Genomic DNA, 17,883 nt, shown 5'->3' with positions numbered 1-17,883 from the left:
TTTTAGCGCGAAAAATAAACAATCAAAAAAAATAGCCCGCTACTTTCATAGCGGGCTATAGATTTTAAAAGCCAGGTTTAGATTAACTCTACACTTCTGCTTACAAATTCTGTTAATTCTGCTCCGGTAAGCATACCTTGTGTTAACAAAGCCAAATCAACGGCCTGTTTAGCCAGGGTAGTCTGTTCTTCTTCATTATCACTCTTTAAGATACGGGAGATCAGTTTATGGTTACCATTGATGGCTACTTTATAGTTATCGGGCATGGTGCCATAAAAGCCCATTCCGCCACCCATTTGTGCCATATCTTTCATCCTACGCATAAACTCATCCATGGTTACTGTAACCGGGTGTTCTTCAGGATTTAAGCCCACCACTTCTACATGCATTCCTGGCTTAGTAATCGCTTTTTCGAAAACTTCCTTGATCTTTTTACTTTGATCTTCGGTTAATACCGATTCTGCAAGTTCATCTTTTTCAATTAGTTTGCTGGCAACGCTTGAATCTACACGTTTTAAGGCAGTTTTTTCTAGTTTCTGCTCTAAGCTTTGGATAAAGTGATTATCAATTGGTGAGTTCATCAATAACACGTCGTAATCCTTTTTATTGGCCGACTGGATGAAACTATCCTGTTTAGCCGGATCATTGGTGTAGATGTAAACTGCCTGACCATTTTTATCGGTCTGCAAGTCTTTGACCTTTTCTTTATATTCTTCTAAAGTGAAGTTTTGGTTTTTCGTATTGGTCAGTAAGGCGAAATCTTTAGCTTTATCATAAAATTTCTCTTCGCTCACCATACCATATTTTACGAACAAGCCAATGTCACCCCATTTTTCTTCATAAGCCTTACGGTCATTTTTGAAGAGTTCGCTTAATTTATCAGCTACTTTTTTAGTGATGTAACTGTTAATTTTTTTCACATTGCTGTCGGCCTGTAAAAAGCTTCTGGAAACGTTTAATGGAATATCTGGTGAATCGATTACCCCATGTAACAACATCAAAAATTCAGGAACAATGTCTTTTACCTCGTCGGTGATAAATACCTGGCGAGAGAACAACTTGATCTTGTTGCGTTGCATGTCGAAATCATTTTTCACTTTCGGGAAGTACAATACACCCGTCAGGTTAAATGGATAATCTACATTCAGGTGTATCCAAAATAATGGATCTTCTGAGAAAGGATATAATTGTTTATAGAAATCAAGGTAATCCTGGTCTGACAAATCTGCAGGTGCTTTAGTCCAGATCGGATTAGTGGTGTTGATGATGTTATCAGCCTCTACCGAAGTATATTTAGGCTTTCCTTCTTCATCCTGACCGTCTTCTTCTTCTTGTGTTTTAGTGCCAAATTTAATTGGAACAGGTAAAAACTTACCATATTTATCAAGGATTTGTTCAAGCTTGCTTTTGCTTAAAAACTCTTCCGATTCTGTATTGATATGCAGGATAATATCAGTACCACGGGTGGTACGTGTGCCTTCAGTAATTTCATAAGTGGTACTACCATCGCAAACCCAACGGGCCGGTGTAGCATCATCCTGGAAACTCAAGGTTTGAATCTCCACCAAATCAGCTACCATAAAGGCAGAATAGAAGCCTAAACCAAATTTACCTATGATTTCATTGGCATCTTTAGCGTCTTTAAATTTCTCTACAAATTCACTTGCACCAGAAAAAGCCACCTGGTTAATGTACTTTTTAATCTCTTCAGCAGTCATACCCAAACCATTATCTGATATGGTGATGGTCTTTTTCTCTTCATCTAAAGCCACTTCAACCATTGGGTTGCCAAGCTCACCATTGAACTGGCCAAGGGCTGACAAACGTTTGATCTTTTGAACCGCATCAACCGCATTGGAAACCAACTCCCTTAAAAAAATCTCATTGTCTGAGTACAGGAATTTTTTAATGATGGGAAAAATGTTCTCGGTGTGTATGGAAATGCTTCCTTTTTCTTCTATGCTCATATATGTTGACTAATTTTGTTATACGTTTCCCATCTATCAAGCGTTGTTCCAATCTTAAATATTGCCATTTTGACAGTAAACAGCTTAACCTCCAGTTGCGTATCTTTGTGCCGCATATGGAATACAACGTTCATACATTACCCAACGGCATTCGTTTGCTGCACGTACCTTCTGCCTTTACCATTTCACATGCCTGTATCCTCGTAAATAGTGGTTCCAGGGATGAAAATGCAGATCAATCGGGCCTGGCCCACTTTATAGAACACCTGATTTTTAAACGGACAGAGAAAAGAACAACCAATCAGATTTTAAACCGCCTGGAAAGTGTTGGTGCAGATTTAAATGCCTACACTACCAAGGAATATACTTGTGTGCACGCGTCTTTTTTAAATCCATACTTGGATCGCACACTCGAACTGTTCAATGATATCATTTTCCATTCTACTTTTCCTGAGGAGGAATTGGAAAAAGAAAAAAGTGTTATTCTGGATGAAATCAGTTCTTACCTCGATCAACCTGAAGAAGCCATATATGACGACTTTGAAGACCTTTTATTTAGTGGCCATTCGCTTGGAAGAAACATTTTAGGCACTGCAGAAAGTGTGAGCAAGCTTAGCAAACAGGATATTTTAGACTTTATGGCGGCCAATTACCATACCGATAAAATTATTATTGCGGTAACAGGTAATTATAGCTTAGCCAAACTTATTAAAATAGGCACCAGGTATTTCGGTGACATTCCAGCTAACATTAAACCGTTGCAAAGGTTAGCGCCTGTTAAAAATGGCGTGGTTGTACAACGCCACGACAAGCCCATTTCACAAGCACATGTGGTATTAGGTACACAGACTTACAGTTTATACCATCCTTATAAAACTGGGCTGCTATTACTCAACAACCTGCTGGGTGGCAATGGTATGAGTTCTATATTGAACTTACAGATCCGCGAAAAATACGGCATTGCCTATACTATTGAAAGCGGCTACAGTCCGCTAAGCGACACTGGCCTGTTCACCATTTATTTCGGTACTGATCAGGAAAAGGTAGACAAAGCGCTTTCATTAATTTATAAGGAATTTAAGAAACTACGGGAAAAACCGCTGACAGAGGTACAATTGCACAAAGCGAAGAATAAATTCATCGGGCAAATTGCGCTTGGCGAAGAAAACCGGATGGGATTAATCATATCCATGGCTAAAAGCCTGATTGACTACGATTATATCGACGATTTGGAAACTGTTTTCAAGAAAATACGGGCGGTAGACCGGGCGGAAATAAACGAAATTACCCAGGAAATTTTAAATGAAAAAAATCTAAGTGCGCTAACCTTTTATCCTTTAAGCTAATATTCGTATTTTTGTGGCATGAAGTTTCCAATAGTAGCCTACGGCGACCCGGTTTTAAAAAAGGTGTGTAAGAATATAGACCAGGAGTATCCTGAGTTACAACAACTTGTTGATGACATGTTCGAAACCATGTATGCAGCCAGTGGAGTGGGTTTAGCGGCTCCACAAGTTGGTTTACCTATTCGTCTTTTTGTGGTGGATACAGGTGCAGATGAGGACGGAAAAGAAGGCTTCAAAAGAGTTTTTATCAATGCTGAAATTGTAGACGAAAGCGGCGATGAATGGGCATTTAATGAAGGTTGTTTGAGTATTCCCGACATTAGAGAAGATGTAATGCGTAAACCAACCATCTTAATTAAGTATTATGATGAGCTTTGGGTATTACACCAGGAAAAAGTGTCAGGAATGGCTGCGCGTGTGATACAACATGAATACGATCACATTGAAGGTAAGTTGTTTACTGACAAACTGAGCTTACTGCGTAAAAGAATGCTGAAGTCTAAATTAGACAATATTGCTAAAGGTAATGTGCATACAGATTATAAAATGCGCTTTCCTAAACAAACTAAAAAACGCTAATTTCCTTTACGGCTTTTATCACCGTTAAGAATTTGCTGCGTAAACTTACCCCATGCAAACGGATTCAACAATGGATTCGTTTGCACCATGTTTTTATTTAACGCCCTATCGTGATTTAAACGCCAGTTTATGCCCGATATCTCTCCGGCATCACGTGAAAGGGTTTGTGCCATCCCCATTAAACTTTGAGAACTTAAGTTTTTCTTTGCAATTTCCACGTCATCATCAGCCACTTTCATGGAAAGGAACTCTTTCGTGAACTCCTCCGTTGTTGCCCATGGATAAATATGCACTGTAGGCAGGTAAACGATCTCTGAATTCATTTTAACCATGGTGGTATAACTATCGGAAGGATGATCCACAGGAATCACCAGCTGCGCTTTAGTAAAACCAACGGCAGTAAACATGATGGTATCGCCAGGATGGGCTACAAATGAAAAGTAACCCTGGTAATTTGCTGAACGTTGCTCATTGGTGCTTTCGTTACTAATGGTTACATATGGCACCACCCTATTGCTGTCAACATCTGTTATCATTCCCGAAAATTGCAACAATTTTTTACCGGCAGGCATTTGCTGAGCAAAAGCCCCGGCAAAAAAAAGCATCAACAATAAGGTAAAACTATACTTCATTGTACAAAAATAAGGGTAAATAAAATAGTGGGAAGTTAAAATGTGTTAAATGGAAATTATACCGGCTCGGCAAGATTTACCGCCACTACTGAAGTAATTTGTGGAACTGCCTTCATAATGGCTTGTTCAATTCCTGCTTTCATGGTCATAAAACTCATTTTGCATGAGCCGCAATTTCCCAATAATCTTAACTTAACTACATTGTCTGATGTAATTTCCTCTATGGCAACGTCTCCCCCATCCGCTATTAAATAAGGTCGGATTGTTTCCAATGCCTGCTCTACTTGCTCTGTTAAATTCATCTGGCTCTGTTTTAATTTATTGTTTTGTTGTGTTATAAAAATACTAATTATTTAGCAATTACACTTTGTGCGTTACTAATTGCTAATTGTTGTGCAACCTTACCCGCTATTTCCGAAAAGGATGCCGCAAGTACCGTACCTCGATTTAAAGCTACTGGAATACCCTGATCGCCACCTTCGGTGATACTTTGAACAATCGGTATTTCTCCCAGAAATGGCACATCAAATGATGTAGCTAAATGTTTACCCCCGTCTTTACCAAAAATGTAATATTTGTTATCGGGTAATTCATCAGGCGTAAAATACGCCATATTTTCTATAACGCCTAAAACCGGAATATTAATACTTGGCATCCTGAACATGGCTAATCCTTTTCTGGTATCGGCCAGGGCTACCTGCTGTGGTGTGGTCACAATGACGGCACCGGCAATGGGAAAACTCTGTGTAATTGTGATGTGAATATCACCTGTACCCGGCGGAAGGTCAACAATCAAGTAATCCAGTTCACCCCAGTCGGCATCATTAAACAGTTGTTTTACCGCATTCGATGCCATTGGTCCGCGCCATGGCACAGGCTGGTCTGGATCTGCAAAGAAACCCAGAGACAATAACTTAATCCCATATTTTTCAATAGGCAGAATTAAGGTTTTACCATCTTCCGTTTCACGGGCAGCAGGTTTCGCACCCACCAATCCAAACATGGTAGGCACAGATGGCCCGTAGATATCTGCATCAATTAAACCCGTCTTTGCGCCATTTGCAGCAAGGGCGATCGCCAGGTTACTTGCTACCGTAGATTTTCCTACGCCACCTTTTCCTGAAGAGACCAAAATGATGTTCTTGATTTGGCTTAACTGCATAATATCTGCTGGTTTTGTTACCCTCGATGTGATGTTAATATGAACTTCTGCATCCTTAGCCACAAAATACTTGATGGCATTTAAACAGGCGTTCTTTAACATGTCCTTTAATGGGCAGGCCGGGGTGGTTAACTCCAGGGTAAAACTAACGTTTCTATCTTCGATTTTAACGTCCTTAATCATGTTTAGCGTCACCAAATCCTTTTTCAGATCCGGGTCTTCTACATTCCTTAAGGCGTTTAAAACTTGTTCGTTGGTGATTATCATTATCCAAAATTAACAAAAGCCGCTTACATTAATTGAGTTTAAGCTTTTTAAGCGTAATTTTAACACGAAATAAACATTTATGTTTAACGTTTAGCAATATACCTCTACATTACAACATGGATATACCGAAGATTAAGGTTCCTCAAAAATATATAAAGATTGCTGCATGGGTACTAGGTGTGTTTTTACTCCTTTTTATGGTTGCCGGAGCGATTGCTTACACCAAAAGAGCTGCCCTGCTAAAAACTATGGTGGCAAGGGCCATCAATAAAGCCGATAAAAGCTATGGTCTTCAGGTGAAAATTGGTTCCGCAGGCTTTAATGGCCTCAGCACTGTACACATGACCGATATTTCGGTAGTCCCCAAAGACCGTGATACGTTGTCGACCATTGCCGACCTTACCATTGGCGTAAAACTGTTCCCCCTTCTCTTCGGCGATCTAAAATTGTCTAAAATGACCCTGAATAAAGGGAAAGTGAGTGTGGTAAAAAGAGACTCCCTGACCAACCTTGATTTTATACTGAAAAGAAAGAAAAAAGACAGTACAGCTGTAAAAGGGGAGCTTGACCTGGCCAGTTTAGCTAATAATCTACTGAACCAGGTATTGTATAAAATTCCTGATGAGATGGAAGTGCAGCAACTATTGTTTGAATATAAAGAAAACGATACCACACACCTGACTTTCCTGACCACCTCGGCCACAATTGATGATGGCGACTTAAAATCGACCATTGTGGTTAACCAAAAAGAAGCCACATGGCACATCAATGGCCTGATGGAGCCTACCAATAAACGCATGGATGTATTGCTCTATGCTGATCAAAAAAAGGTGGAGCTTCCTTTCCTCAACAAAAAATTAAACGCAAAAATTAGTTTTGATACGGTACGTACAGAATTAAAAGAAGCCCGCTACCGCGATGATACCTTTAAATTGAAGGGCTCCTGGTCGGTCAAAAACCTGCTGATCAACCATGAAAAAATCGCAGCTAACGATATTGTGGTACCGGATGCCAAGGTGGATGCCGATTTAATCATTGGCAAGGAATACGCGGCGCTTGATAGTACTTCTACGGTTTATTTGCACCAGGCTAAATTCCATCCTTTTATTAAATACACGCTTAAGCCCCATAAAATTTATGAGGTAAAAATACATGCACCTGACCAGGATGCCCAGAACATATTAAATGGCTTCCCAAAGGGTTTATTTGAATCTTTAGACGGATTAAAAGTACAGGGAAAAGTTAAATATAATCTTCACTTTCACCTGGATACCGCCATACCAGATAGTGTACGATTTACCTCTTCTTTAACTCCTAACCAGTTTAAAATTGTGAAATGGGGAAAAACTAACCTGCAAAAGATTAATAAACCTTTTGTCTACACCCCTTATGAGTATGGCAAGCCCATGCGCGACATTATGATTGGTCCATCCAACCCCAATTATACGCCACTAAACGCCATATCAAATAATTATAAAAATGCGCTGTTAACGTCAGAGGATCCCTCCTTTATGAGCCATAAAGGTTTTGTGATGGAATCTTTCCGTAAATCATTTGTCGTCAATTTTAAAGAGAAACGATTTGTCAGGGGAGGCAGCACCATCTCCATGCAATTGGTAAAAAACGTGTTTCTCAGTCGCAATAAAACCTTGTCCAGAAAAGCGGAGGAAATTTTAATCGTGTGGCTTATCGAAAATAACCGCCTGATCAGTAAACAGCGGATGCTGGAAGTCTATTTCAACATCATCGAAATGGGCAGGAATGTTTACGGCATCGGCGAAGCATCAAGGTATTATTTTGGTAAAACACCTGCTAATTTAACCATTGGCGAGGGGATCTTTTTAGCTAACATTGTACCCAGACCAAAGATTGCCCTATATAAATTCCGTGGTGACGGTGGCCTGAAAGACTATATGTATCCTTATTTCAGGTACATGGGCAATATCATGGCCCGACGAGGCTTAACACCTGCTGACACGAGTGGGTATGGCTTTTATAATGTTCGTTTAAGAGAAGGCTTACGACAGTACCTGTTACCAGATACGGCAACCCTGGATACGACTGCTTTTGACGATGATGACGGTCAAATGCCCGTTATACAGATGGAAGATAATGCGAAGAGCTTGTTTGATCGTATCTTTGGCGGTAAAAATAAAGACACGACTAACAAATCCAGTGTACCGGCTGATACCGTTCAAAAGACCAAAAAGCAATTGCGCCAGGAACGACGCGAAGAGCGGCAAAGGGAAAAAGAACAGGAAGAGAAGCAGAATGGCAATGGTTAGTTGTGTATAATTACCTATGGAGACCATACAAATAGAAGATAAGGATTTCGAAATCCTATTAGAAAATGACCAGATCAATAAACGCACCCGTTTAATTGGTATACAGTTAAATGTAGATTATGAAACGCGCTGTCCTATTATTATTGGGGTTTTAAATGGCAGTTTTATGTTTATGGCCGATTTGCTTAGGGAAATTGATGTGGCTTGCGAAATTGCCTTTATCCGCGTTTCTTCCTATAATGGAACCTCAACTACCGGCTCTGTAAAAGAAGCATTCGGCTTACCAGATAACTTGCATAACCGAGACATCATTCTGGTGGAAGACATTGTAGACACTGGTACCACCCTTAAATATATTTTGGAAAAGGTTCATTCACAACAACCTTCATCGGTTAAAGTATGTTCCTTATTATTTAAACCCAGTGCCTTACTGGAACCTATACCAGAGCTGGAATATGTAGGATTTGAAATACCTAATGAATTTGTGGTGGGTTACGGACTTGATTATAATGGCCTGGGCAGAAACCTAAAGGATATTTACCGCGCCACTATACCTGCTTAAATAAATTTAAAGGCATTATTTTAACCTAAATACGTGCTGGACGGATAAATTTTCCCAATTTTACAGAAATAATTTTTTTACAATGACTATACATAAGGAAGGCTATACAACAATTGCAATTACCGTGTTGTTTATTTTTGTTATTAATGCTTTTATTGATTACCGCTACGCTGACATCACCTGGTTACGCTGGTTGATATACATCATATCATTTGCCCTTTTCATTACCGTACTTCAGTTTTTCAGAAACCCAAGGCGTGCTTTTGCTTTCGACGATACCGCATTGATTTGCCCTGCTGATGGAAAAGTGGTGGTTATTGAAGAAACTGAAGAAGGCGAATACTTTAAAGATAGAAGACTACAGGTATCCATTTTTATGTCGCCTGTGAATGTGCACATCAACAGAAATCCTATTTCTGGTGTGGTAAAATTTTTCAAATACCATCCTGGTAAATATTTAGCGGCCTGGAACCCTAAATCATCTACAGAGAACGAAAGAACAACGGTAGTGGTGGAACATGCCACAGGCATTCCGGTATTGTACAGACAAATTGCAGGTGCTTTAGCCCGTAGAATTGTATGGTATGTTAAAGAAGGCGATGTGGTAGAACAGGGAAAAGAATTTGGATTCATTAAGTTTGGCTCCAGGGTAGATATCTTTCTGCCGGTAGGCACCAAAATAAATGTTGAACTTAACCAAATGGTTAAGGGTGGCATAACCGTTATGGGCCAGTTAAGCTAAGCGCTAAGCTCCTTACTTACTTAAAAAGAGCAATCCGTCGGTTGCTCTTTTTTTATGGCTTAAAACAGCTTATTTAGCCCGACCAGGCTTTGACCCTTCCTCCTGTCAAGTCCGTAGTTGAGACGTACCTTGAACGCACCTTGTACGGGACTGGTTCGACAACTCCCGTACGAGTTCCGTACTAAAGCCGTACCAGATGCGTTGTTATCCCGGTCTTGCTAAGAATCTGATTGGAACCGAGGTAAGCCTGTACACAAGTCCTGGTAGCGGTTGAGCGAATTCTTACGCATGGGCCTTAGCTTATACCCAGAATTTACCGGACGCAAAAAAACCTCCCTGGTAAAACCAGGAAGGCTAAATATGCTCGAAAGAAAATTAAATTCTTTTAGATTTGATACGGGCAGCTTTACCAGTTAATGCACGTAGATAGAACAATTTCGCTCTGCGTACTTTACCGTGGCTATGAACCTCAATTTTTGCAATGTTAGGGGAGTTAATCGGGAAGATACGCTCTACGCCAACCCCATTAGACATTTTACGAACTGTAAACGTTTCATTAGCACCTACGCTATTACGTTGTAACACTACGCCTTGGTAAATTTGAATACGTTCTTTATTACCTTCGCGAATTTTATAGTGAACACTCACTGTATCTCCTGATTTGAATGCAGGAAATTCATTTTTTACGATTACCTGCTCTTCAACAAATTTTACTAAATCCATGATTTTAAGCTATTAAGCCGACATTCTGTTGTTTGAAAATCGGATTGCAATATTAGGGATTTTATTTAACATATGAAAGTGATTTTCATTTTTTTCCAAAATCATTGGCATTTACTTTGTTTACTTCCGTAACCAGCTTCACAAGCACCTGCTAAAAAAATATACATTGTAGGCGCAATTAGTAAAATTGTATGTTAAACCATAGTAATTTACGTATTTTTACGCAAACGCTAGCGCAATAGCCATCTTTTTAGAGAAATACGGTGCACTATCAGCTATTCACCTCAAACCAAATTTTATGTATTTAAAAACGATCGTTAATGAAATCTTAAAAAAAAACAACAGGTCATTAAGCTGGCTTTCTGTAGAGATGAATAAAACGTTTGACGGTTTGAAATTAAGTCTGCTTAAAGGTTCGTTGAAATACAACGACCTGATTTTGATGTCCAAAATTTTGAATGTACCCCCTACTGTATTTTTTGAGGAAACCAACCCGACGCATTTGTTGGATAAAGAGGCTTTAAAAGCACCCGATGGAGAACATGAGGCTTCTATATTAGAAATGGAGCTTAAAAATCATAAGGAGATGCTAAGCACCCTGCGGGACCAGCTGAAAGATAAAGACAAGATTATTTCGCTGTTAAGCAAATAATTATTCGCCCAGAAGGTCTGGACGACGTTGGCGGGTTCTGGCTACCGCCTGCTCATGGCGCCATTCATTAATTTTAGATTCATGTCCGCTTAACAAGATGTCAGGCACTTTATGTCCATTCCAATCTGCAGGACGGGTATATACAGGCGCATCCAGCAATTCGCCCTGAAAACTATCAGACAGGGCCGACGTTTCATCATTGAGTACTCCAGGAATCAGGCGCACGATCGCATCAACGAGAACAGCCGCAGGAAGCTCACCACCAGACAAAACGTAATCACCAATGGAAATCTCCCGGGTGACAAACAAATCTCTTATACGCTGGTCTATGCCCTTGTAATGCCCACACAAGATCATGATATTTCCTTTGCCTGATAATTCGTTAGCCATGGTCTGGTTAAGCGTAACGCCGTCGGGACTCATAAAGATCACTTCATCGTAGTCACGTTCTGCTTTCAAGGCTTCAATGCATTTTGCAAAAGGAGGAATAGACATCACCATGCCCGAACCACCACCATATGGATAGTCGTCTACACTTTTCTGTTTGTTATCTGCATATTCACGTAAATTGTGAACCACAATTTCCACAATGCCTTTGGTTTGGGCACGTTGCAAAATAGAATGGGCAAATGGGCTGTCTAATAACGCAGGTAATACAGAGATGATGTCGAAACGCATGGTTGGTGTTAATTATTCAGGTAAATATCCAGAAGGCCTTCAGGAAGATCGATCAGCAAGGTTTGCTGTTCTTCATCAATCTCTATAATCATATCTTCGTGAAGCGGAAATAACACTTCTTTATCCTTATAGGATACTGTAGCAACAAATTGTTGCGGGTACTCGTTTATTTCCAGAATTTCACCTAATTCTCCGTGAGTTTCATCAGAAACGATAAATCCTTTTAAATCGTTATAATGAAAATCCTCGTCTTCACGGTCTGGAACCTTGGTTAAAGGAATATAAATCTTTTTACGTACCAGGGCTTGTGCTTTATCAATATGATCGATATCGTCGAAATAGAAATTACCAGTACTGTTGTTTTGTAATTTGTAAGAGGCGACAAAAAAAGGAACCATTTTACCGTTGATGTCGGCAAAGACTACATCAAGTTCTAAAAGTTCCGGTGCATCATATTCAAAATAGAGCTGCAGCTCTCCTTTAAGACCTTTGGTTTTGGTGATATAACCAATGTAATAAGCTTCATCTAGTGTCATGGCGTAATATTATTTCCCGTATTCTGGGCGAGATTACCAATTTGATTAAATAAAAATAGCGAAGGGATTGTCAATTGAATGACTCCTTCGCTATTTTTTAGAAAAAGAAAAAGACTATGCTTCTTCTTTATTTTCTTCTGTAGTGGCTTCAGCTGCAGGAATTTCTTCAACAGTTTCCTCAGTAGCTTCTTCAGCAACTGGTTCTTCTACTACTTCTTCTTCTACAGGTGCATTTTTCAATGCAATAGCAGCACCACGATCAGCATTTTTCTTAGCTTCAGCAGCTAAGGCAGCTTCTCTAACTTCACCTTTTGATTTAGTTAAGTTATCTTTTTTACCTTCAATCTGCTCACCTTTTGTGTTTAACCATTCAGCAAATTTAGCATCAGCTTGTTCTGCAGTTAAAGCACCTTTTTTAATACCACCTTCTAAGTGTTTTTTGTATAAAACACCTTTGTAAGAAAGGATAGCACGACAAGTATCCGTAGGTTGTGCACCTTTGTTTATCCAGTCTAATGATTTTTCAAAGTTAATTTCAATGGTTGCAGGATTGGTGTTTGGGTTATAAGAACCTAAACGCTCAATAAATTTACCATCTCTTGGTGAACGGGAATCCGCTACCACTACGTGGAAAAAAGGTTTTCCTTTTTTACCGAATCTTTGCAATCTGATTTTAGTTGCCATTTTTTCTTAGATTTATGTATTCAACATAGTTCCCGGAGCAGTATGCTTGCGGGGTTGCAAAAGTAATTAAAATACTAATGCCAAGCAAGATGCAAAAAAACTAAATTTGAATAGCACTAAATAGCCTTTATGAGAATAGCGATAGACATGGATGAGGTAATTGCCGATCCGTTAAAAAAATTCATTAAATTATATCACCGCGACTATGGTATCCCATTAGATACGCTGGTAGACCCTGGGAACGAAATCTACCATCATGTACCGGAACACTTAAATCAAAAATGGTTTGATTATATTAATGAAAAGGGCTTTTTCAGGGATTTAGACGTGATTGAAGGTAGTGTGAATGCCATAAAAAAACTCCAGGAACAGCACGAAGTTTACATCGTATCGGCAGCCATGGAGTTTAGGAACTCGCTGGAAGACAAGCTGGATTGGCTTGGCGATCATTTTCCTTTTATCAGCTGGCAAAATATCATTTTCTGCGGCAATAAAATTATCAATGCCGATGTATTGATTGATGACCGTGTGAGGAATTTCAATGAATTCAAGGGCCGCACCCTGCTCTTCTCTTCTCCGCATAACCTGTTGCTCAGCCAATATGAACGGGTCGATAACTGGCAACAGGTTTTGGATAAACTTTATTTAAAGGGATAGAATTTCCACGAGCTCTAACCAGGCTGGTGTTACTTCTTCTACATCAATATGTTTAATGGCATGGCTAAACGGTGTAAACACCACCTGACGGTTTAATTGTCCTACCATTTCACCAGAATGACCATTAACCAAACCCTCTACTGCAGACACGCCTAAACGGCTCGCTAGCACGCGGTCCATACAGGTCGGGCTACCTCCTCTTTGTATGTGCCCCAAAACAGAGAAACGGATATCGTAGGTTGGGAATTTTTCTTTTAACACTTCGCAGATGTCGAATCCGCCACCAACGATATCGCCTTCGGCCACAATCACTATTTTGGACGCTTTATCTTTGCGACCATGCTCTAGCCTGGTGATCAGGTCTTCCATACCAGTCTGTGATTCTGGAATTAGAATCGCTTCTGCACCCGCACCAATACCACTTCTCAAGGCGATAAGTCCGGAGTCACGCCCCATTACTTCCACCACAAATAAACGATTATGGGATTCGGCTGTGTCTCTGATTTTATCTACAGCATTGATGACGGTGTTAATCGCTGTGTCGTAACCGATGGTAAAATCTGTTCCGGCCAGGTCATTATCAATTGTTCCAGGTAAACCAATAATAGGGAAGTCAAATTCCTGCATAAAAATATCTGCGCCTGTAAACGTACCATCACCACCAATCACCACCAAGGCATCAATACCGTTTGCTTTTAAATTATCGTAGGCCTGTTGTCTGCCTTCCACGGTACGAAAACTATCGCTCCTGGCAGTTTTTAAAATTGTTCCGCCACGCTGGATAATATTGGCCACAGACTTACGGTCCATGTCCATAAAATTGCCGTTAACCAAGCCATCATAGCCCCTAATTACACCGGTAACCTTTAAATTATAATAAATTCCAGCCCTAACAACTGCTCTTATGGCTGCATTCATTCCAGGAGCATCTCCTCCGGAAGTAAGTACACCTATATTTTTAATTTTATTCATTCTTTCCTTCGTTAAACTTGGCTATTCCGCTTTTTAGAAAAGCGATATAAGCATCGGTGTCAAATATAGCACCTTTAGGGGTTACTAATGGCTTTAAATCTTGCCCGGCCATCACATAAAATGGCTGGGAATTACTATTATATTGTGTGGCCTGAAAATCGCTGTTCCACCGGCCAAGATCTGATGTATTGGTGCGAAGTAATTTCGAATAATGCACTTTTTCCGCAGGCATTTTTACACCACGCTCATCTACATAAAGCTGGATCAGCACAAATTCTTCTTTAATCAAACGCGCTACCTCCGGATCCACCCATACCTTATCTTCCATTTTACGGCAGTTTACACAGGCATGACCAGTAAAATCAATTAGTACTGGTTTATTTATTTTTTTAGCATAAGCCATGCCTTCTTCCAGGTCGAAAAATGAATTAAAGCCATGTGGAGGATGTAAAACATCGTCATATTTAACCTTGGAAGGGAAACCTGAAGTACCATCGCTTACAGTGGCGGCAGTGTTTCCGCCTAAAATAAAATCTTGTGTATGCATGGGTGGCGCAATGCCACTTAAAACATTAACGGGTGCACCCCATAATCCAGGCACTAAATAAACACCAAAAGCTAAAGATAAAATGGCAAAGAATAAACGGGGAACGGATACAAAAGGAAGGTCGCTATCGTGCGAAAACTTAATTTTGCCCAATAAATAAATTCCTTGCAGGATAAAAATCACAATCCATAAAGCCAGGAATATTTCACGGTCAAACCATTCCCAATGCCATACTAAATCGGCGGCCGACAAGAATTTTAAAGCCAGGGCCAATTCTAGGAAACCCAGGCAAACCTTCACACTATTTAACCAGCTTCCTGATTTAGGCATACTGTTTAAAAAGCCGGGGAATATTGCTGATAAGGTAAAAGGGAGTGCTAGCGCGAGGGCAAAGCCGAACATACCAATAGCCGGAGCCAGGATTTCGCCTTTAGCACTTGCCTGCACCAGTAAGGTACCAATAATAGGTCCGGTACAAGAAAAGGATACCAGAGCCAGAGAAGCAGCCATAAAGAAAATGCCACCTAAACCACCGCTGCTATCGGCTTTCTGATCTATTTTATTTACGAATGAGCTTGGTAAAGTAATTTCAAAAGCGCCGAAAAATGATATGGCAAAGACCACCAATAAGATGAAAAAGGCAAAATTAAACCAGCCACTGCTGCTGAGTTCATTTAATTTGGCCGAACCAAACAATAGGGTGATTAATAGTCCAAAGGCCACATAAATGACAATGATCGATAGGCCGTAAATAATGGCCTGCCCAATGCCTTTTCGACGGCTACCTGCTCTTTTAGTAAAGAAACTTACGGTTAAAGGTACCATTGGAAAGATACATGGCATTAAAAAGGCAATAAAACCACCGGCTAAGCCTTCCAGGAAAGTTTGCCATAGGGTCTGTTCGGAAGTGCCTGTTTCCGTCATGGCTACACTTGCTGGCACTGTTTTTTCTGCAGTATCTACAGCTTCAACCGTATCATTTGCAAGTGTATCGGCTTCTGAACCTATCTCGGTAAACACCACATCTTCAGCCACAGAAATGCTGTCTGTATCTTGCTGAAAAGCCGCGACCTGCCTTACATTTAAGAAGTTAAGGGTAAGTAAAATGCTTAGCGTTAGTATTATTCTGCTCATGTTTTGTAATAAGGCCGTGAAATTAGTGATAATTATCTGGGAACAAAAAAAGCACCTCTATATGGAGGTGCTTTATGCATTTTTATACTGAACTGTGACGGAACCTATTTAATTTGCACCGCAAAATCCACTTCTGCGGGGGGCAAACATTGGGTGGCATCACAAACCATATATTCGATTTTTCCTCTTACCGTAGCACCGGGTTTAAGGATTTTAACTTTTTGCTGGAAAATTACCTGACCTTCATGATAGGTGACATCCATATCAAATACTTTTTCAAACTTACTTTTTGCTTTAGGTGCCGTAGTAGCGCCAACTTTTACATAATCTTTAGATGGTGTGAAAGTAAAAGAGGTCTTAATGGGTCCCCCTGGTTTTACATGTTGCGAATAGATATGCCATCCGTTTTGGATATTGGCTTTAATGTAAACCACCGCTTCTGTTTTGCTTATTTTTTTCTGACCATACGACCACGTTACCGGACTTAAAATCTGTGCAGAGGCACTTAGAGCTGAAAACAAGAAAACAGTTAAGATTAAGGTTAATCTTTTCATTTTGTGTGTACGTTTAATTTATAAATTCTACTTCTTTAAAATTGTAGGCCTGTTCCTTCCCTTCACTTTCGATGATTAACATGCCCGGCTCATTGATGCCGGTGATGCTTCCTTCAAATACCTGGCCATTGTGCCGGAAGCTGGACAACTTCCCGTACCTGTAAAGCCTTTTCAAATATTCTTGGGTAAGCAAAAGGTTGGAATTGCTTTTTAATTTTAAATACTGACTTTCTATTTGACTACAAATAACCGCTAATAGCTCATCCAAATTAACATCTTTATGTAAAATTTGGTGAATGGAAATTGCCCGATCTTTTAGCGATGGCTGAAATTGTTGCTGATTTACGTTTAATCCTATGCCGATTATGCTGGATTTATAATGTTGCCCGCTGAGGATATTTTCAATTAGAATTCCACCAAGTTTTCGATCTAAGTAATAAATGTCATTAGGCCATTTAATACGGAGCCCTTCACCAACTAAGGGCAATAAGGCATCGTTTAAAGCTATGCTAACGGCCATATTCAGCTTAAACTGATTTTTGATAGCCAGAAATGAAGGTTTTAAATGCAGACTGATGGTAAGGTTCTGCCCAGGTGCAGCATGCCAGGTATTCTCTTGCTGACCACGCCCGGCATATTGCTCATCTGCCATAATAACAGTCCCATCTGGTACTGGCTCGGATTTTGACAACAGTACTTTAAGATAGTTATTCGTCGAATCAACCGAAGATAATTTAATAAAATTTCGACCAATAAATAGTGTTGAAAAAGTGTTATTTTGCAAGTGTTGATTTATATTTGTAGATAGTCAAAACTAAAAAATTTAATGGTAAATAAAAAAATAGGAAACATCTCAACATACTTATCCGAACTTGCTGTATTTGGTATACAGGAGAAAAAGGGAAATGATATTGTGCGTCTGGACTTAAGAGAACTTAATAGTGCTGCTTCAGATTACTTTATTATTTGCAATGCTGATTCCGCTACGCAGGTAAAAGCCATTGCTGATAGCGTGGAAGATGAAATTTATAAAAAAACCCAATCGAACCCCTGGAAAAAAGAGGGCCAGGAAAATGCAGAATGGATCATCCTTGATTATTTTGACGTTGTGGTTCACATTTTCAAGACTGATAAAAGAAATTTTTATGGAATTGAGGATTTATGGGGTGATGCGCAAACCACTTCTTATCAAAGCGCTTAATTA

General features: G+C 39.8%; 20 protein-coding genes. 8 read left to right on the top strand and 12 right to left on the bottom strand.

Going from position 1 to position 17,883, the window contains the following annotated elements:
- Positions 1-77 precede the first annotated feature (77 nt).
- Entirely contained in the window at positions 78-1,967 is a 1,890-nt protein-coding gene (gene htpG / locus IWX76_RS07280; RefSeq protein ID WP_196859250.1) for a molecular chaperone HtpG, read from the bottom strand.
- 116 nt (positions 1,968-2,083) lie between these two features.
- Here htpG and IWX76_RS07275 point away from each other — a divergent pair, with 116 nt between their 5' ends.
- A complete protein-coding gene (locus IWX76_RS07275; protein ID WP_196859249.1) occupies positions 2,084-3,313 on the top strand; it encodes a M16 family metallopeptidase in 1,230 nt (409 codons plus the stop codon).
- 18 nt (positions 3,314-3,331) lie between these two features.
- A complete protein-coding gene (def, locus tag IWX76_RS07270) occupies positions 3,332-3,892 on the top strand; it encodes a peptide deformylase (RefSeq protein ID WP_196859248.1) in 561 nt (186 codons plus the stop codon).
- Here the strand turns inward: def and IWX76_RS07265 are convergent.
- Genes IWX76_RS07265 through IWX76_RS07255 form a run of 3 tightly spaced genes read right to left on the bottom strand, consistent with a single transcriptional unit; the run spans position 3,889 to position 5,953 of the window.
- Positions 3,889-4,524 (bottom strand): hypothetical protein, encoded by a 636-nt coding sequence (locus tag IWX76_RS07265; RefSeq protein WP_196859247.1) that lies wholly within the window; start codon positions 4,522-4,524, stop codon positions 3,889-3,891. The two genes, def and IWX76_RS07265, sit on opposite strands and share 4 nt — an antisense overlap.
- Before the next feature lie 56 nt (positions 4,525-4,580).
- Entirely contained in the window at positions 4,581-4,826 is a 246-nt protein-coding gene (locus IWX76_RS07260) for a NifU family protein (RefSeq protein ID WP_196859246.1), read from the bottom strand.
- A gap of 47 nt (positions 4,827-4,873) precedes the next feature.
- Entirely contained in the window at positions 4,874-5,953 is a 1,080-nt protein-coding gene (locus tag IWX76_RS07255; RefSeq protein WP_196859245.1) for an Mrp/NBP35 family ATP-binding protein, read from the bottom strand.
- A gap of 116 nt (positions 5,954-6,069) precedes the next feature.
- Here IWX76_RS07255 and IWX76_RS07250 point away from each other — a divergent pair, with 116 nt between their 5' ends.
- The 3 genes from IWX76_RS07250 (at position 6,070) to IWX76_RS07240 (ending at position 9,542) form a co-directional block, all read left to right on the top strand.
- The gene (locus tag IWX76_RS07250) at positions 6,070-8,238 is read left to right on the top strand and encodes a transglycosylase domain-containing protein (RefSeq protein ID WP_196859244.1); all 2,169 of its coding nucleotides are present in this window, start codon (positions 6,070-6,072) and stop codon (positions 8,236-8,238) included.
- 16 nt (positions 8,239-8,254) lie between these two features.
- Complete coding sequence (gene hpt / locus IWX76_RS07245) at positions 8,255-8,800, top strand: hypoxanthine phosphoribosyltransferase (RefSeq protein WP_196859243.1); 546 nt, start codon at positions 8,255-8,257, stop codon at positions 8,798-8,800.
- 82 nt (positions 8,801-8,882) lie between these two features.
- Positions 8,883-9,542: a phosphatidylserine decarboxylase family protein gene (locus IWX76_RS07240; protein WP_196859242.1), complete on the top strand. Its 660-nt coding sequence runs from the start codon at positions 8,883-8,885 to the stop codon at positions 9,540-9,542.
- Between the two features lie 375 nt (positions 9,543-9,917).
- On the opposite strand, the gene rplS is transcribed toward IWX76_RS07240, so the two are convergent.
- A complete protein-coding gene (rplS, locus tag IWX76_RS07235; RefSeq protein WP_196859241.1) occupies positions 9,918-10,265 on the bottom strand; it encodes a 50S ribosomal protein L19 in 348 nt (115 codons plus the stop codon).
- Positions 10,266-10,563: 298 nt separating this feature from the next.
- On the opposite strand from rplS, the gene IWX76_RS07230 reads away from it, so the two are divergent.
- A complete protein-coding gene (locus tag IWX76_RS07230; RefSeq protein ID WP_196859240.1) occupies positions 10,564-10,917 on the top strand; it encodes a hypothetical protein in 354 nt (117 codons plus the stop codon).
- On the opposite strand, the gene trmD is transcribed toward IWX76_RS07230, so the two are convergent.
- From trmD to IWX76_RS07215, 3 genes are all read right to left on the bottom strand, one after another.
- Positions 10,918-11,595: a tRNA (guanosine(37)-N1)-methyltransferase TrmD gene (trmD, locus tag IWX76_RS07225; protein WP_196859239.1), complete on the bottom strand. Its 678-nt coding sequence runs from the start codon at positions 11,593-11,595 to the stop codon at positions 10,918-10,920.
- A gap of 8 nt (positions 11,596-11,603) precedes the next feature.
- Positions 11,604-12,131 carry a ribosome maturation factor RimM gene (rimM, locus tag IWX76_RS07220; protein WP_196859238.1) on the bottom strand — a complete coding sequence of 176 codons (528 nt, stop codon included), beginning with the start codon at positions 12,129-12,131 and terminating at the stop codon, positions 11,604-11,606.
- A 114-nt stretch (positions 12,132-12,245) separates the two neighbouring features.
- Positions 12,246-12,815 carry a 30S ribosomal protein S16 gene (locus IWX76_RS07215; RefSeq protein WP_196859237.1) on the bottom strand — a complete coding sequence of 190 codons (570 nt, stop codon included), beginning with the start codon at positions 12,813-12,815 and terminating at the stop codon, positions 12,246-12,248.
- A 129-nt stretch (positions 12,816-12,944) separates the two neighbouring features.
- On the opposite strand from IWX76_RS07215, the gene IWX76_RS07210 reads away from it, so the two are divergent.
- Positions 12,945-13,472: a 5' nucleotidase, NT5C type gene (locus IWX76_RS07210; protein WP_334641438.1), complete on the top strand. Its 528-nt coding sequence runs from the start codon at positions 12,945-12,947 to the stop codon at positions 13,470-13,472.
- Here the strand turns inward: IWX76_RS07210 and pfkA are convergent.
- The 4 genes from pfkA to IWX76_RS07190 form a co-directional block, all read right to left on the bottom strand.
- Positions 13,461-14,444 (bottom strand): 6-phosphofructokinase, encoded by a 984-nt coding sequence (gene pfkA, locus IWX76_RS07205; RefSeq protein ID WP_196859236.1) that lies wholly within the window; start codon positions 14,442-14,444, stop codon positions 13,461-13,463. The genes IWX76_RS07210 and pfkA overlap by 12 nt on opposite strands.
- On the bottom strand, positions 14,437-16,125 hold the full coding sequence (locus IWX76_RS07200) for a protein-disulfide reductase DsbD family protein (protein ID WP_196859235.1): 1,689 nt from the start codon (positions 16,123-16,125) through the stop codon (positions 14,437-14,439). The genes pfkA and IWX76_RS07200 overlap by 8 nt, the downstream gene beginning before the upstream one ends.
- Positions 16,126-16,229: 104 nt before the next feature.
- Positions 16,230-16,679: a protein-disulfide reductase DsbD domain-containing protein gene (locus IWX76_RS07195; RefSeq protein WP_196859234.1), complete on the bottom strand. Its 450-nt coding sequence runs from the start codon at positions 16,677-16,679 to the stop codon at positions 16,230-16,232.
- 13 nt (positions 16,680-16,692) lie between these two features.
- On the bottom strand, positions 16,693-17,463 hold the full coding sequence (locus tag IWX76_RS07190) for a biotin--[acetyl-CoA-carboxylase] ligase (RefSeq protein ID WP_196859233.1): 771 nt from the start codon (positions 17,461-17,463) through the stop codon (positions 16,693-16,695).
- A 42-nt stretch (positions 17,464-17,505) separates the two neighbouring features.
- On the opposite strand from IWX76_RS07190, the gene rsfS reads away from it, so the two are divergent.
- Positions 17,506-17,880, top strand: a complete 375-nt coding sequence (gene rsfS, locus IWX76_RS07185; RefSeq protein WP_196859232.1) for a ribosome silencing factor — start codon at positions 17,506-17,508, stop codon at positions 17,878-17,880.
- Positions 17,881-17,883: the final 3 nt, after the last annotated feature.

The sequence above is a fragment of the Pedobacter sp. CAN_A7 genome (assembly GCF_015752175.1).
In the GTDB taxonomy this organism is placed as follows: domain Bacteria; phylum Bacteroidota; class Bacteroidia; order Sphingobacteriales; family Sphingobacteriaceae; genus Pedobacter.
This window is presented reverse-complemented; position numbering and strand designations above follow the sequence as displayed.